The organism is Streptomyces caniscabiei (genome assembly GCF_014930365.1).
Classification (GTDB): domain Bacteria; phylum Actinomycetota; class Actinomycetes; order Streptomycetales; family Streptomycetaceae; genus Streptomyces; species Streptomyces caniscabiei.
Window position 1 is genome coordinate 644831 of sequence record NZ_JABXWI010000004.1, and the last position, 15148, is coordinate 659978.

Annotated in this window: 13 protein-coding genes; 5 read left to right on the forward strand and 8 right to left on the reverse strand. The window is 71.1% G+C overall.

The window, feature by feature from the left end:
• Positions 1 to 117 precede the first annotated feature (117 nt).
• Both HW837_RS14495 and HW837_RS14500 read right to left on the reverse strand, forming a co-directional pair.
• On the reverse strand, positions 118 to 306 hold the full coding sequence (locus tag HW837_RS14495) for a hypothetical protein (protein WP_045560131.1): 189 nt from the start codon (positions 304 to 306) through the stop codon (positions 118 to 120).
• A 78-nt stretch (positions 307 to 384) separates the two neighbouring features.
• On the reverse strand, positions 385 to 1545 hold the full coding sequence (locus tag HW837_RS14500; protein ID WP_193379606.1) for an ROK family transcriptional regulator: 1161 nt from the start codon (positions 1543 to 1545) through the stop codon (positions 385 to 387).
• 171 nt (positions 1546 to 1716) lie between these two features.
• Between HW837_RS14500 and HW837_RS14505 the strand changes: the two genes are divergently transcribed.
• Genes HW837_RS14505 through HW837_RS14520 form a run of 4 tightly spaced genes read left to right on the forward strand, consistent with a single transcriptional unit; the run spans position 1717 to position 6165 of the window.
• Positions 1717 to 2616: a carbohydrate ABC transporter permease gene (locus tag HW837_RS14505; protein ID WP_093790556.1), complete on the forward strand. Its 900-nt coding sequence runs from the start codon at positions 1717 to 1719 to the stop codon at positions 2614 to 2616.
• Between the two features lie 18 nt (positions 2617 to 2634).
• Positions 2635 to 3582: a carbohydrate ABC transporter permease gene (locus tag HW837_RS14510; RefSeq protein ID WP_045560128.1), complete on the forward strand. Its 948-nt coding sequence runs from the start codon at positions 2635 to 2637 to the stop codon at positions 3580 to 3582.
• Positions 3583 to 3592: 10 nt separating this feature from the next.
• Positions 3593 to 4936 carry an ABC transporter substrate-binding protein gene (locus HW837_RS14515; protein ID WP_193379605.1) on the forward strand — a complete coding sequence of 448 codons (1344 nt, stop codon included), beginning with the start codon at positions 3593 to 3595 and terminating at the stop codon, positions 4934 to 4936.
• Positions 4937 to 4962: 26 nt separating this feature from the next.
• Positions 4963 to 6165, forward strand: coding sequence for a Gfo/Idh/MocA family protein (locus HW837_RS14520; protein WP_045560126.1), 1203 nt, complete (start codon positions 4963 to 4965; stop codon positions 6163 to 6165).
• A gap of 40 nt (positions 6166 to 6205) precedes the next feature.
• On the opposite strand, the gene HW837_RS14525 is transcribed toward HW837_RS14520, so the two are convergent.
• Complete coding sequence (locus tag HW837_RS14525) at positions 6206 to 6901, reverse strand: L,D-transpeptidase family protein (protein ID WP_045560125.1); 696 nt, start codon at positions 6899 to 6901, stop codon at positions 6206 to 6208.
• A 134-nt stretch (positions 6902 to 7035) separates the two neighbouring features.
• Between HW837_RS14525 and HW837_RS14530 the strand changes: the two genes are divergently transcribed.
• Complete coding sequence (locus tag HW837_RS14530; protein ID WP_045560124.1) at positions 7036 to 7521, forward strand: carboxymuconolactone decarboxylase family protein; 486 nt, start codon at positions 7036 to 7038, stop codon at positions 7519 to 7521.
• Between the two features lie 122 nt (positions 7522 to 7643).
• On the opposite strand, the gene HW837_RS14535 is transcribed toward HW837_RS14530, so the two are convergent.
• The 5 genes from HW837_RS14535 to pabB all read right to left on the reverse strand — a co-directional run bounded on the left by HW837_RS14535 (position 7644) and on the right by pabB (position 15134).
• Positions 7644 to 8438: an aminotransferase class IV gene (locus HW837_RS14535; protein WP_093790555.1), complete on the reverse strand. Its 795-nt coding sequence runs from the start codon at positions 8436 to 8438 to the stop codon at positions 7644 to 7646.
• A gap of 68 nt (positions 8439 to 8506) precedes the next feature.
• A complete protein-coding gene (locus HW837_RS14540; protein ID WP_045560122.1) occupies positions 8507 to 9709 on the reverse strand; it encodes an FAD-dependent monooxygenase in 1203 nt (400 codons plus the stop codon).
• Positions 9706 to 11328 (reverse strand): class I adenylate-forming enzyme family protein, encoded by a 1623-nt coding sequence (locus tag HW837_RS14545; RefSeq protein ID WP_093790554.1) that lies wholly within the window; start codon positions 11326 to 11328, stop codon positions 9706 to 9708. The genes HW837_RS14540 and HW837_RS14545 overlap by 4 nt, the downstream gene beginning before the upstream one ends.
• 3 nt (positions 11329 to 11331) lie before the next feature.
• Complete coding sequence (locus tag HW837_RS14550; RefSeq protein ID WP_193379604.1) at positions 11332 to 12984, reverse strand: benzoate-CoA ligase family protein; 1653 nt, start codon at positions 12982 to 12984, stop codon at positions 11332 to 11334.
• Positions 12981 to 15134 carry an aminodeoxychorismate synthase component I gene (gene pabB, locus HW837_RS14555; RefSeq protein WP_045560120.1) on the reverse strand — a complete coding sequence of 718 codons (2154 nt, stop codon included), beginning with the start codon at positions 15132 to 15134 and terminating at the stop codon, positions 12981 to 12983. The genes HW837_RS14550 and pabB overlap by 4 nt, the downstream gene beginning before the upstream one ends.
• Positions 15135 to 15148 lie beyond the last annotated feature (14 nt).

Here is a 15148-nt window from a genome sequence, read left to right on the forward strand (position 1 = left end):
GTCTCAGGGCGCGCCGCTTCGGGCGCGCCCGAAGGGGTGCGGCGAACTGCGCGACCAGCCACGTCGGGCCCGCGGTCGGCCGCCCACCGGACCCGGCGGCCGAGATGCCGCGCCGGCTCACTCAGCGGAGCGCGCCGCCCACTCCAGGACAAGACGCTCGTACTCGCTCCGCTGCTCCCTGTTCAACGTGCCGCCGCTCCGGAACCAGAGCGCCCGGATCTCCTCGTTGACCTCGGCTGCCGTTCGCGCCGGTCCTTCCGCTCTTTCCAGGACGACATCAGGGGTAGTGGACATGGTGTAAACCATATGTCCTCGAACGTGAAGCCGACGTGAGTAAAGGTCCCACTTCCGACATTACGGACCGTGAAGCTGATCACTCTGCGTTTACGGCTCGATCGTTCCGAGCACGAGGACCTGAATGGCCAGCACGGCCGCCCCCCGCGCCCAGTCGTGGAAGTCGGACACCTTCGTCTCCAGCGGCACGGGCCCGGCCAGCGGATGCCGGTGGGCGCGGGCCGTCTCACGCACGGTCTCCCCCGCCACCGCCATCAGCCCGACCCCCTCCCCCGCGAGCAGGATCTTCTGCGGCATCACGAAGTTCGCGATCTGCGCCACCAGGATCCCCAGCGCCCGCCCGGCCTCGCCGACGACCCGCGCGCACATCGGCTGCCCCTCGGCCGCACCGGCCAGGATCTCCTCGTAGGTCACCTCACGCCCGGTCGCGGCCCGCACCTGGTACCGGATGCTGGGGATGCTCAGCAGCGAGACGGCGCTGCCGCGCTCGCCGTCGGGGGTGAGCGGCCCGGCGGGGTCGATGATCCAGTGGCGGCCGAACCCCCGGTCCTCCTCCGCGTGGGGCACGCGCCTGCCGCCCAGGACCAGCCCGTAGCCGACGCCCGCCCCGATGGTGAGGACGACGAACCGGTCGAGGCCGCGGCCCGCGCCGAACCAGGTCTCGGCCTCGACGAGCGCGGCGACGTCGTTCTCGACGACCACGGGCAGCCCGGTGCGCTCCTCGACGAGTTCGGCCAACGGGACGTCGCGCCAGGACAGGAAGGGCGACTCCCCGACCACCGCGCGACGCCGGACGAGTCCGCCGACCCCGATGCCGATGCCGGCCAATGACGGGTGCGTGCCGGCGAGTTCGGCGGTCATCTCGGCGAGCAGGTCGGCGACCCGTTCCGGCTCGTGCGTGGACAGCGGGCGGTCGTGACGGGTGACGATCTCGCTCCGGAGCGTGGTGACCACGGCGTAGACCATGTCGTCGGTGATCTTGAAGCCGACGAAGGTACGGGACTCGGCGACGATGTCCAGCGGCTGCGAGGGGCGCCCCTGCCGGACCTCGGGGAGCGCGGTCCCCTCGGCGGTCTCGACCAGCAGCCCCGACTCGATCAGCGGTTTGGTCAGCCGGGTGAGGCTCCCGGCGGACAGGCCGAGGCGCCGGGCGAGCTCCGTGCGCGAGAGCGGGCCGTGCACGAGCACCTCGATCGCCACCGCGCGTTCTCCGGGACTGAGCGGCAGCCAACTGGCAGCGAGTGCGGTCATGAGGGTCAGACTCCCACACCTTGTTTCTTTCGTCACGGAAACAACAAACCCGCCCCGAGCCCTCCAACCCCCACTTCAAAAGATTCCCCCTCACCCCTTGACGCGCTAATTCTTCCGCAACGAAAGTAAGTGGCCTGAGTCAGAGGCAACGCCGCCGATGAGGGAGCACCGATGACCATCGCCTCCAGCAGTCCACCGATCCGCAGGCGGGGCGACGGTCTCCTGGCCGCCGTCTTCATCGCCCCGGCGATGCTCGGCTTCCTGGTCTTCCTGCTCTGGCCGACCCTGCGCGGCATCTACCTGAGCTTCACCCGCTTCAACCTGCTCACCCCCGCGGAGTGGGTGGGCCTGGACAACTACGTCCGGATGGTCAACGACCCGATCTTCTGGGACTCGCTGGCCGTCACGGTCGAGTACGTGATCCTCAACATCGGCGTGCAGACGGTCGCCGCGCTCGCCATCGCCGTACTGCTCCAGCGGCTGACCCAGTCGGCGCTGCTGCGCGGCATCGTGCTCACGCCGTATCTGATGTCGAACGTGGTGGCGGGCCTGGTCTGGCTGTGGATCCTCGACACCCAGCTGGGCATCGGCAACGAGATCATCGGCGCGCTCGGCGCGGACCGCATTCCCTTCCTCGCCGACGAGACCTGGGCGATCCCCACCATCGCCCTGATCAACGTGTGGCGGCACGTCGGCTACACCGCGCTGCTGCTGTTCGCCGGGCTCCAGGCGATCCCGAACGACGTGTACGAGGCGGCCCGCGTGGACGGCGCGAGCGAGTGGCGGATGTTCTGGCGGGTCACCATGCCGCTGCTGCGGCCGGTGCTGGCGGTGGTGCTGATCATGACCGTGATCGGCTCGTTCCAGGTGTTCGACACCGTGGCGGTGACCACGGCGGGCGGCCCCGCGAACGCCACGAACGTCCTGCAGTACTACATCTACGGCTCCGCCTTCGGCCGCTTCCAGTTCGGCTACGCCTCGGCGATGTCCGTCGCCCTGCTGGTGGTGCTCAGCGCCATCACCGTCCTGCAGTACCGGCTCACCCGGGCCGGACAGAGCGACCTCGGCTGACGGAAGGGAGACACCCGCATGGCCACCATGACCCCACCGGCGACACCCGCCGCGCCCCCGGCGACACGGCCGGACGTACGTCCGACGAAGCGCCGGCCCTCCGTCGGACGGGCCGCCGCCTGGACCGTGATGGGCCTGATCGTGCTCATCACCCTGCTGCCCTTCTACTGGATCCTGCGCACGGCGCTCTCCACCAACGCCGGGCTGAACGCGGACCCCGCGAACCCGTTTCCCGTCGATCTCACCACCAGCGGCTTCGAGCGGGCCCTCGGCCTCCAGTCCGCCGAGGAGGCGATCGCCCAGGGCGGAGCGGGCGGCGGACTCGACTTCTGGCGGTACCTGCTCAACTCGGTGATCGTGTCGACGCTGATCACCGGCTGTCAGATCCTCTTCTCCGCCATGGCCGCCTACGCCTTCGCACGGCTGCGCTGGCGGGGCCGTGACCAGGTGTTCGGGCTGTTCCTGGCCGGGCTGATGGTGCCGACCATCTTCACGCTGCTGCCGAACTTCGTGCTCATCAAGCAACTCCACCTGGTGGACAGCCTGTGGGGCATCGCGCTGCCCAGCCTGTTCATGACCCCGTTCGCGGTCTTCTTCCTGCGGCAGTTCTTCCTCAACATCCCCCACGAGGTCGAGGAGGCGGCGCTGCTCGACGGGGCCGGGAAGGTCAGGATCTTCTTCCGGGTGATCCTGCCGATGGCGTCCACCCCGATCCTCACCCTGGCCGTGCTGACCTACATCACCTCCTGGAACGACTACTTCTGGCCGCTGATGGTCAGTTACAGCGACGGCTCGCGGGTGCTGACGGTGGCGCTGGCGATCTTCCGGGCGCAGACCCCGGCGACCGGCGTGGACTGGTCGGGGCTCACGGCGGCGACGCTGATCGCCGCACTGCCGATGCTGGTGCTCTTCGCCGCCTCCGCCCGCCGCATCGTCAGCTCCATCGGCTTCACCGGGATCAAGTGAGGGAACGACGATGCGACTTCGTACGCTGACCGCATGGGCCGGGGCGCTGACGCTGTCCCTGGTGACCGGCTGCGCCCAGGGCGACGGCACCGGGGCGTCCTCGAACACGGTGACGTACTGGCTGTGGGACGCCAACCAGCTGCCCGCCTACCAGGCCTGCGCCGAGGGGTTCGAGAAGGAGAACCCCGGACTGAAGGTGAGGATCAGCCAGTTGGGGTGGAGCGACTACTGGACCAAGCTCACCGCCGGGTTCATCGCGGGCACCCAGCCGGACGTGTTCACCGACCACATCCAGAAGTTCGGCCAGTTCGCCGACCTGGAGGTGCTGGAGCCGCTCGACGACCTGGGCATCGAGGACTCCGACTACCAGCCGGGCCTGGCCGCCAACTGGATCGGCCAGGACGGCCACCGCTACGGCTCCCCGAAGGACTGGGACACCGTCGCGCTCTTCTACAACAAGAAGCTGGCGAAGGACGCGGGCCTCACCGCCGACGAGCTGAACGGCCTGTCCTGGAACCCCGAGGACGGCGGCACCTTCGAGAAGGCCGTCGCCCACCTCACCGTCGACGGCAAGGGCAGGCGGGGCGACGAACCCGGCTTCGACAGGAACGACGTCAAGGTCTACGGCCTGGCGAGCAACGGCGGCGGCTACGCCGACGGACAGACCCAGTGGAGCCCCTTCACCGGGTCGGCCGGGTGGAGTTACACGGACAAGGCGCGCTGGGGCACGAAGTACCGGTACGACAGCGCGGACTTCCAGTCCGTGATCAAGTGGTACTTCGGCCTGGCGGAGAAGGGCTACATGGTGCCCTTCTCCGACTACAACGTCCAGTCCAACCAGGCCAACACCCAGGTGGCGGCGGGCAAGGCGGCGGTCACCTTCGACGGCGCCTGGATGATCTCCACCTATGCCGGCTTCAAGGGCGTGGACATCGGCACGGCCCTCACCCCGGCCGGCCCCACCGGCAAGCGCGCCACCATGATGAACGGCCTCGCCGACTCCATCACCAAGGCCTCCAGGAACAAGGCGGGAGCCCGGAAATGGGTGGCCTATCTGGCCTCCGACGCCTGCCAGAGCGTGGTCGGCCGGTACGGGGTCGTCTTCCCCGCCACCCCGGCGGGCACCGAGGCCGCCGTCGCCGCGTACGAGAAGAAGGGCCTCGACGTGTCGGCCTTCACCGAACCCGTGGCGGACAAGAAGAACTTCCGGACCTTCTCCTACCCGATCACCAACTACGCGGCCGACGTCACCGCGCTCATGCAGCCCGCGATGGAGGACATCTACGGCAACGGGGCGCCGGTGAGCGGCCTCGACGAGACCAACGACCAGATCAACCTGATTCTCGACCAATGACTCGACCAGTGAAGGACTTTCCACACATGACGTTCTCCCTCGGCATCGTGGGCGCCGGCCAGTTCTCCGGCCAGTTCGCCACGCTGTTCCAGGCGCACCCCGGCGTCGGCGACGTCTACGTCACCGATCTGCTGCCCGAGCGGGCCGAAGCCCTCGTGTCCGCCCAGGGGCTGGCCGGCACCTTCCCGTCGTACGAGGCGATGCTGGAGTCGAAGGCGGTCGACGCCGTCGCGATCTTCACCCAGCGCTGGACGCACGGGCCGCTGGTCCTCCAGGGCCTGAACGCCGGGAAGCACGTCTACTCCGCGGTCCCCATGGCGATCACCGCCGACGAGATCGCGGCCATCATCGACGCGGTCCGGGCGACCGGGCTGACGTACATGATGGGTGAGACGAGCCAGTACAACCCGGCGACCGTGCACGCCCGCAACCAGATCGCGGAGGGCGCCTTCGGGCGGCTCTTCTACGCCGAGGGCGACTACGTCCACGACATGGATCTGGGGTTCTACGAGGCCTACCAGTACAGCGGCGGCGAGGACTGGAAGCGCACCGCCAGCTATCCCCCGCTGCTGTACCCGACGCACTCGGTGGGCGGGGTGCTGGGCGCCTGGCAGACGCACGCGGTCAGCGTCTCCGCGATCGGCGTCGTCGACGGGCGCGGTGACGGCGTGTTCGACAAGGAGGTCAGCCAGTTCGGCAACGACTTCTCCAACGCGACCGCGCTGTTCGAGGTGGCGGGCGGGGGTTCGTTCCGTACGAACGAGTTCCGGCGGGTCGGCTACCCCTCGCAGATACGGGAGTCGCGCTTCCGGTTCTTCGGCACGGACGCCAGCATGGAGCAGCTGGCGACGGTGGCGTTCTGGCAGGACAAGAAGGGCGTCGAGGACATCAGTGAACTCCTGGAGCCCAAGCCCACCCTGTCCCCGGACGATCCCTCGCTCCAGCACATCGCGCCGGATCTGCGGGCCGCCTTCACCTCGGGGTCGGCGCCGGTGCACGACCGGTCGCGGCTGCCGCGGGAGTTCGACCATCTGCACAACGGGCACGAGGGCAGCCACCACTTCCTGGTGGACGACTTCGTGACCGCCGTCAACACCCGGACGCTGCCGTCGGTGAACGCCTGGGTGGCGGCCCGCTACACCCTGCCGGGGATCGTCGCGCACGAGTCCGCGCGGCAGGGTGGGGTACGGCTGGAGATCCCGGACTTCGGGGACGCCCCCGAGGCGTGACGTTCCGCCTCCGTCGCCCGGCCGGGCTCCTGGCTGCCTGTCAGGTGCCCGGCTTGCGTCCGTACACGAAGACGTCGTCGCCCTTCTTCAGCAGCGACCAGTACTTCTTGGCGTCGGTCTTGGTCATGTTGGTGCAGCCGTGGGAGCCCGGCGGGTTCCACATGCTGACGCCGACCGAGTGGAAGGCCTGGCCGCCGTCGAAGAACTGGGCGTAGGGCATGGGCACGTGGTAGATCGACGACACGTGGTCGATGTTGCGCCAGTAGATCTTCTTCAGGCCGGTGCGGGTCTCGTAGCCGTCGCGGCCGGTGCGGACCGGGACGGGGCCGTAGACGAGCTTCGCGCCGTCCTGGATCCAGCTCAGCTGGAGCGTGAGGTTCACGCAGGCGATGCGGCCCTTGTTCGTCGGGCACTTGCCGGCCTTGTTGGGGTTCTTGCCCACGGCCTTCTGCTTGTTCATGAGGTCCATCACGCCCCAGGTGACGGAACCCGCGTAGCCGGCGTTCGGGGTGATGCCGTGCTTGGTCTGGAAGGCCTTGATCGCCTTGCAGTCGCCGGCGGACTGCTTGCCGTCGACCGTCCGGCCGAGGAACTTCTCGACCTGCTTCTGGTACGGGCCCGTCGACGTCGTACAACTCGCCGCCTGCGCGGGCCCGGTGCCGAGCGCGAGCGTGAGCGGTGTCAGCAGTGCGGTGATCGTGAGCGCGACGGCGCCTCTTCTGCCTATGTCCCCCATGACGGGCCTTTCCCTTTCGAGTGTTTTGTAGGTCCTGCCTGCCTAGACAGGCGACCGGCGGCGACGGTTGTGGGAGAGCCCACGTCGAGACGAAACGGTTACACAGCCGGGAATTCGCAGATACAGTTACCCCCATGAGCAACAGCGAATCCATAACTCGCGTGGCGTTGAAGAAAATTACCCCCGAAGTCTCCGGGGCGATGGGCTCCCTGCACGGCGCCGCCGTTACCGCGGCCCGGGACGCGAAGGTCGAGCCCGAAATACTCGAACTGATCAGAATTCGCGCCTCGCAGATCAACGGCTGCGCCTTCTGCCTGGACATGCACACCAAGGACGCCCGCGCACAGGGCGAGACCGAGCAGCGGATCTACGCGCTCAGCGCCTGGCGCGAGACCCCGTTCTTCACCGACCGCGAGCGCGCCGCCCTGGCGTTGACCGAGGCCGTGACGCTGGTCCACGATGGCCAGGTGCCGGACGACGTGTACGCCGAGGCGGCCGAGGTCTTCGACGAGCAGCAGGTCGCGGCCCTGATCTGGGCGGCGACCGTGATCAACGCGTACAACCGGATCGCCATCGCCACGCGGATGGTGCCGGGGGCGTACCAGCCCGCCCCGAAGTAGCCGCCAAATCCCCGGGAAATGATTCCCGGGGATTCTTCGCGACCATTCGGCGAACGACTTCAAGCGCCGGGCCGAATTCCTTTCGGCCCGGCGCTTCTCCGCGCCCGTATGTCGCTGTGAATTCAGTGGTCCGGCAACGGCCGCATGAGACCCTCAAGCCACCGTCGCCATTCCGGTGCGTGGACGGCCGGGCCGGGGGTCATCGGCCGGCCGGTCCAGGCGGCGACCGGGCGGATGCCGTGCAGGGCGTTGACGAGCCACACCTCGCGGCCGTCCAGCTCGGCCAGGGAGCGTTCGCGGTGGGCGACCCGGACCCCGGTGCGGGCGGCGTGCTCCAGGACGAGGGCGACGGTCACGCCGGGGAGGAGGGGCAGGCGGGGCGGCGGCAGGCAGAGGGTGTCGTCCTCCCACCAGAGCAGGCTGTTGCTCGCGCCCTCCAGCACCAGGCCGGACGGCGCGATGAGGACGGCCTCGTCGGCGTCCACCCCGGCCGCCCGTCTGCGCACCCGGGTCAGGGCGTCCAGGTCCGGCCCCTTGCGGCGGGGCACGGTGCGCGGGTCGGGCTGTCCCGCCGCCCACACCCGGATCTCGGCCATGAGCGGCGGCGCGTGCCGCAGCAGCAGCCGCAGCTCCATGGATCCGGAGACGAGTTCCACACGCGGGAACCACTCCCCCGTGCGCGGCAGGGCACCGGTCATGTCCTGCCAGAAATCGACGACCCGCGCCAGGGGCGGCGCGCCGCACTCGCCGCAGGACCGTACGAACCGTTCGCGGTGCCGGTCGAAGCCGCGCACCCGTCCGTCGCGCAGCAGCCACGAGTCCGCTACGAGGAGGCGTCCGCCCTCGGTCTGGCCGGGGACGAGGCCGTGTTCGGGTGACCAGGTCAACAGACCTTCCGCGACGGCGGGTTGTGTCACTCGGTGCTCCTGTCGGTCTTTCGGTTCCATGTTCCGTGTTCCGGGTCGCGGCGGGCTTCCGCCGCGGTTCAGTACTTGCGGCCCGCGACGGCGGGGGCGCCGTGCCGGGGGCCGTAGGGGGCGTGCTCCAGCCAGGCGCCGCAGCGGGGCACCATCGGGGCGAGGGCGGCCGCCGCCCGCTGCTTGACCCGGACGATACGCCGCCGGGGCCGCAGATGGTCCAGGGCGGTGCCGGCGGCGGCGCTGTTGAACAGGCCGGCCGCGCGCCGGACCGCGGCGAAGGAGTCCACCGCGCCGGGGGTGCCGTCCGCGATCGCGCGGGCCGCGGCGACCGCGTCCGCGATGCCGCTGTTCATGCCGCGGGCCCCGAACGGCGGGAAGAGGTGCGCGGCCTCGCCGGCCAGCAGCACCCTGCGGTGCGGGTCGGTGAAGTCGGCGGCGACCTTGCGCAGGAAGCGGTAGGTGGAGACCCACAGGATCCGCTCGTCGTAGCCGTCGCCGACGACCTCGGGCAGCCAGCGGCGTACGGCCTCCCGGGTGCCGAACTCCTCCGTCGCGTCGTCGTCGCGGCACTGGAGGTCCAGCTGGAAGCCGCCGGTGAACGGCACCCGCATCACGCTGCGGCCGCCGAGCGCCGGGTGTTCGTAGTGGAAGACCCGTTCCAGGGGCAGTTCGGCGCCGGGGATGTCGGCGACGTCCGCGACGACGTGGAAGCCCTCGCCGTGGGTGCCCTCCAGCGGGATGCCCAGCGCGCGGCGAACCGCCGAGCGGGCGCCGTCGGCGGCGATCGCGTGCGGGCCCGTCCAGGTCCGGCCGTCCTCGCCGGTGAGCGTCACCCCGTCCGGCTCGGTCCGTACGGCGGTGATCCGGGCGTCCCACACGAACTCCACCCCGGCGTCCCGGCAGGCCGCGAGCAGGAAGCGCTCGGTGTCGACCTGGCGGAGGCTGGTGAAGGGCGGGGTTCCGGTGGGCGGCGGGAAGGTTCGGGCGTAGACCTCGCGGCCCCGGTAGAGGGTGCGCCTGGTGTGCCAGGTCCGCCCGTACGCGGCGATCTCGGCCGCGAGCCCGGGGCGGATCTCCTCCAGCAGCTGCAAGGTCTCGCGGTGCACGAACAGGGCGCGGCTGCCGGGGCGTTCACGGCCCTCGGGGTCGGCTTCGAGGAGGGTGACGGGGAGGTCGTGGGCGCGCAGGGCGAGGGCGGCGGAGAGGCCCACGGGCCCCGCGCCCACGACGAGGACGGGAGCGGGGGCGGCGGGGACGGGGGGCGTCATGCGCGGATGCTCTCGGCGAGCATGCGGGTGACCTCGACGCGCTTGACCTTCCAGGTGGAGGTCATCGGCAGTTCGTCGAACCGCCACTGCCTGGGCTCCGCCATGGTGGGCAGATCGGCCGTGGCCTCGTGCCAGCGCCGCAGGTCCAGGGGGCGTTCGCCGCGTACGCAGACCACGGGGACGGGTTCGCGGTCGGCGCCGGGGACGATGACGACCTCGCGCAGTTCCTCCAGGCGGGACATCAGGGTGTCCTCGACCTCCAGGTTGCTGTGCACGGAGTCGATCTGGTCGATCTCGCGGTCGATGAGGTAGAGGGCGCCCCAGCGGCTCTGGTAGCCCATGTCGCCCATCTGCCACCAGCCGCCGTCGAGTTGGCGCAGATAGCGCTCGCGGGCGCCGAGGTAGGTGAGGATGCGCCCGCGGGTGCGGGCCTCGATCCGGCCGGCGGTACCGGGGGCGACCCGTCGTCCGGCGTCGTCGGCGACGCGGACGCGGGTGAAGCCGGGGATGCCGATGCCGACCCTGCGGCCGTCGGCGCGGGCGGCGCTCCTGCGGGTGAACCACTGGAAGGCGACCGGGCCCGTCTCGCTCTGCCCGTACAGCTGGACGAGCCAGGGCGAGCGCCGCCGCGAGGCGCCGAGGAGCCGCTGCACGGTGCGGGGGTGGATGGCGTCGAAGGTGGAGCCGTAGGAGCGGACGCGGGACAGCGGCGCGCCGGGCGCGTCGGCCAGCTCCTCCCACAGGACGAAGGTGTTGGGGTGGGTCTCGACGATGCCGGGGCGGTGGCGGGCCAGCAGCGGGCCGACGTTCGACGGTTCCGGGTCGACGATCAGGACCAGCGGGCTGCCGAAGTGCAGCAGGACACCCAGCAGATGGTAGAAGCGCGAGTGCACGAACGACATGTGCAGGGCGGCGGTCTCGCCCCGGGTGGGCCAGCCCATGGCCTTCTGCGGGACGAGCCGGTTCCACATGGTGTTCGGGCAGTGCACGGCCAGCTTGGGCAGGCCGGTGGTGCCCGAGCTGTGGGTGATCAGGGAGGCGTCGCGGGGGTGCAGGCGGACCGCTGCCGGGGTCGGGGCGCCGGCGTACTTCTGGAGCGGTTCGGCGCCCGGGGCGTCGTCGACGGCGAGGGTGCGCCGGACGAGGCCGGTGAGGTCGACGTCCTTCAGCGGGCCTTCGAGCTTGGCCCGGTCGGTGATCAGCCAGGGCGTGTGCAGGCGTTCGAGGAGCTGTCCGACCACCGGGCCGGCGAGGCCGGGCGAGAGCAGGACGGGGACGGCGCCGATCCGGGAGACCGCGCAGGTCAGCAGCACGATGTCGACGTTGTCGGTCTTGTGGACGACCACCTCCTCGGAGGGGCGCACGCCCGCCTCCCACAGCCGCCCGGAGAGTTCGTCGACGAGGTCGGCGAGGGCGGTGTAGGTGAGGTCGGTCCCGATGTCGGGGTTGACGTCGAGGGGCCGGTCGAGGGTGACGAAGACGGGGCCGTGGCGTTCGGCGGCCTCCCTGAACATCGAGCCCAGGTAGAAGCCGCGGCCGGCGAGGGCGGGTTGCCGGTCGGTGGGGAGCCGGTCTCGCATGGCGGCGGACCTTTCTGCGGGGATGAGAGTGTCGGCCATGGCTCACCACGCTCCTTGGCGGACCAGGTGGCGGCGGAGCTTTCCGGTCGCGGTGCGGGGCAGCGTGGGCACGAAGCTGACGCTGCGGGGGACCTTGAAGGCGGCGAGCCGGTCGCGGGCCATGCAGATCAGTTCGGCCTCCAGTCCCACCGCGATGGGCGGGACGGGGATGACGAAGGCCCGGAGCCTGCTGGCGCCGCGTTCGTCGGTGACGGCGGCGACGGCGACGTCCCGGACGCCGGGGTGGGTGCGCAGCAGCGCCTCCACCTCCAGCGGGGAGACGGTGATGCCGCCGACCATCTCCATGTCGTCGGCGCGGCCGAGGTGGCGGTAGGTGCCGTCGGGTTCACGGACGGCCCGGTCCCGTGTGCGGAGCCAGCCGCCGACGAGGGTGCGTGTCGTCTCCTCGGGCCGGTTGAGGTAGCCGGGCGTCACCGTCGGTCCGCGCACCCAGAGTTCGCCCGCCTCGCCCTCCGGCACCGGTTTGCCGGCGCGGTCGCGGAGCTCCACCTCGAAGCCGGGGACGGGGCGGCCGACCGTACCGGGGTGGTTGTGGTCGAAGCTGTTGGCGCAGAAGGCGTGTCCGGCCTCGGTGGAGCCGATCTGTTCGAGGACGGGGGCGCCGAGCAGTGCGGTGACCTGCTTGCCGAGTCCGGCGGGCATGCCCTCGCCGGCCGACACCGCCGCGCGCACCGAGGCGAAGCAGTCGCGGTGGCCGTCGGCCCGGTCGGTGACGAGGGCGGCGTACGCGGAGGGCACCGAGTACAGGAGGGTCACGCGGTGCCGGGCGACGAGTTCGTCGACCGCCGTGGGGGTGGGACGGCGGTCGGCGAGGACTGCGGAGGAGCCGGAGAAGAGCGGGAAGACCAGGGCGTTGCCGAAGCCGTAGGCGAAGTACAGCCGGGAGACGGACAGGGTGACGTCGTCGGGGGTGATGCGCAGCAGTCGGCGGCCGATGAGGTCGTGGTACGTCTTGGGGTCGCCGTGGACGTGGACGACTCCCTTGGGGTGGCCGGTGGTTCCGGAGGTGTACTGGATGTAGAGGGGGGTGTGGGCGTCGACCGGGTGGGCGTGGGTGGTGGGGGCGGCTGTCGCACTCAGGGCGGTCAGCTGGTCGGAGCCCAGGCGCGGCGCTTGCTTGGCCGTCTTCACCGTGCGGCTCGCCCGTGGCTGGTCGCGCCCGTGCGGCGGAGCCGCGGAGGTCACAGGCCCGCGCGCCTTACGGGGCGCGGGTATGCCGGCCGGGAGGAACGTGTCCAGCCCCGGTCCCGTCACCCACAGCACCGCCTCGGTGTCCTCCGCCATGAACTGCAGCTCCGGCGGGGTGAGTTCGGGGTTGACCAGGACCGCGACCGCGCCCAGGCGGGCCAGGGCGAGGAACGTGGTGACCCAGGTGACGGAGTCCGGGAGGGCGAGCAGGACGCGGTCGCCGGGGCGGACGCCGTGGTCGGTGAGGACGGTGGCGGTGCGGGCCGCGAGGTCGTGGATCTCGCCGTGGGAGTAGGCCCGGTGGCCCTGGTGGAAGGCCGGGCGGTGGGTCCAGCCGCGTCGCTCGGCGAGGGCGGCGAGATGGGCCGCCAGGTTGCCGGGGGCGTCCGCGTCGGCGGGCGGCCGGGCGGGCCGGGCCGTCGTGGTGAAGGTCGTCGTGATCGTCATCGCGTCGGCTCCTCGGTGACGGCGGGGGCGGAGGCGTGGTCCCGGTGGGCCCGCATCAGTGCGGCCGTCTTCAGCAGCATCTCGTCGTACTCGGCGGCGGGATCGGAGTCGAGCACGATCGCGCCGCCCGCGCCCAGATGCATACGGCCGCCCTGGAACACGGCGGTACGGATGACGATGTTGAGGTCGGCGCCGCCGCTGCACCCGAGGTAGCCGAGGGCGCCCGAGTACACGCCCCGCGCCTCGGTCTCCAGCGCGTCGATGATCTCAAGGGTGCGCAGCTTGGGCGCCCCGGTCATCGAGCCGCCGGGGAAGCAGGCCCGGACGCAGTCGACGGCGTCGGTGCCCTCGCGCAGCCTGCCCTCGACCGTGGAGACGAGCTGGTGCACGGTGGCGTACGTCTCGGTGGCCATCAGACGGGTGACCTTCACGGAGCCGGTGCGGGAGACGCGGCCGAGGTCGTTGCGGAGCAGGTCGACGATCATCAGGTTCTCGGCGCGGGTCTTGGCGTCGGCGGCCAGTTCCTCGCGGAGCCGGGCGTCCTCCTCCGGGCTGTCGCCCCGGGGCGCGGTGCCCTTGATGGGCTTGGCCTCGGCGATGCCGTCGCGGGTGATCCGCAGGAACCGCTCGGGGGACGAGCCGGCGATGTCGAGGTCGCCGAACCTGAGGTAGGAGGCGTACGGGGCGGGGTTGATCCGGCGCAGCACCCGGTAGAAGTCGTACGGGTCGTACGGCGCGGGTAAACGGGCCGCGTTGGTCAGACAGACCTCGTAGCTGGTGCCCGCGTTCAGTTCCGCCTTGCAGGCCTCGATGTCGGCGAGGTAGGTGGCGCGGTCGCGGACCAGCCAGGGTTCGGCGGCGCGCGGGTAGGGCGCGGGGGCGGCCTTCAGCGGGACCGTGGCGTCCGAGCCGACGAAGGTGAGCTGGGCCAGCGCGGTGTCGAGCCAGTCGCCGGCCTCGCGGGAGGCCGCCGGGGTGTCCTCGGAGAGGCAGACCGCGTAGGTGTGGCCCTCCTGGTGGTCCACGGCGATCAGCCGGTCGGCGAACAGCCAGGCCGCGTCCGGGGTCTCGGCGCTGTGCCGGTTCTCGGAGCCGGTGTCGGCCTTGAGTTCGTAGCCGAAGTAGCCGACGTAGCCGCCGGTGAAGTCGAAGGGCAGACCGGTCGCGTCGACCTTGCGGCCGGCCAGCTGCCGCTTGAGGTAGTCGAAGACGCTCGCCTGGACCTTGCGGGTGGGCCGGCCCTGCCGTTCGATCGCACAGGTGCCGCTGTCGACGTCGTAGCGGACGACCTCGGCGAGGGGGCCGCTGCCGTCACCGAAGAACGAGAAGCGCGACAGGCCCGGCTCGACGCGGGAGCTGTCCAGCCAGAAGGCGTGCGGCGCGTCGGCGTACATCCGGGTGAAGGCGGCCTCGGCGTCGACGGCGCCGGCGATACGGCGGGTGTGCAGCCGGTACCCGGCGCCGGGGGCGCGCCGGGGGCGCGGGATCGTGCCGGTGAGAGCGGTGGCCGCCGGATGGTGCGTGCCGGGGACGGGTGCCACCGCGGTGTTCTTGCTGCGCGTTCTGCCGGTGCGCTCCGCCGTGAGGTTGCGGAAGTTCACCAGCAGCCGGTGGCCGTGGTCGGTGAGGATCGACTCGGGGTGGAACTGGACGCCCCACAGCGGCCGTTCGCGGTGCCGGAGGCCCATGAGGACGCCGTCCTCGGACCAGGCGGTCGCCTCCAGGGTCGGCGGCAGCGGCTCGCGCACGGACAGCGAGTGGTAGCGGACGACGGTGAAGTTCTGTGGGAGGCCCCGGAACAGGTCGCGGCCGTCGTGCCGGACCGTGGACAGGTGTCCGTGGCGGGGCCACGGGGCCGGCTCGACATCGGCGCGTTCCCCGGCGGCGATGCCCTGGTGGCCCAGGCAGACGCCCAGGACGGGAATCTCGGCCTCGGAAATCACCCGGGCCGCGATACCGAAGTCACGCGCTCGTGCGGGGTGACCGGGTCCCGGCGACACCACCACATTGTCGAATTCCCCCAACTTCGGGATGTCGTCGGCCGAGGCGTCGTTGAGCACGACCACCGGCTCCTCGCCGTTGACCTCGGCGATCAGCTGGAACAGGTTGTACGTGTACGAGTCGTAATTGTCGATGAGCAGGGTCTTCACCCGCCCACCCCCCT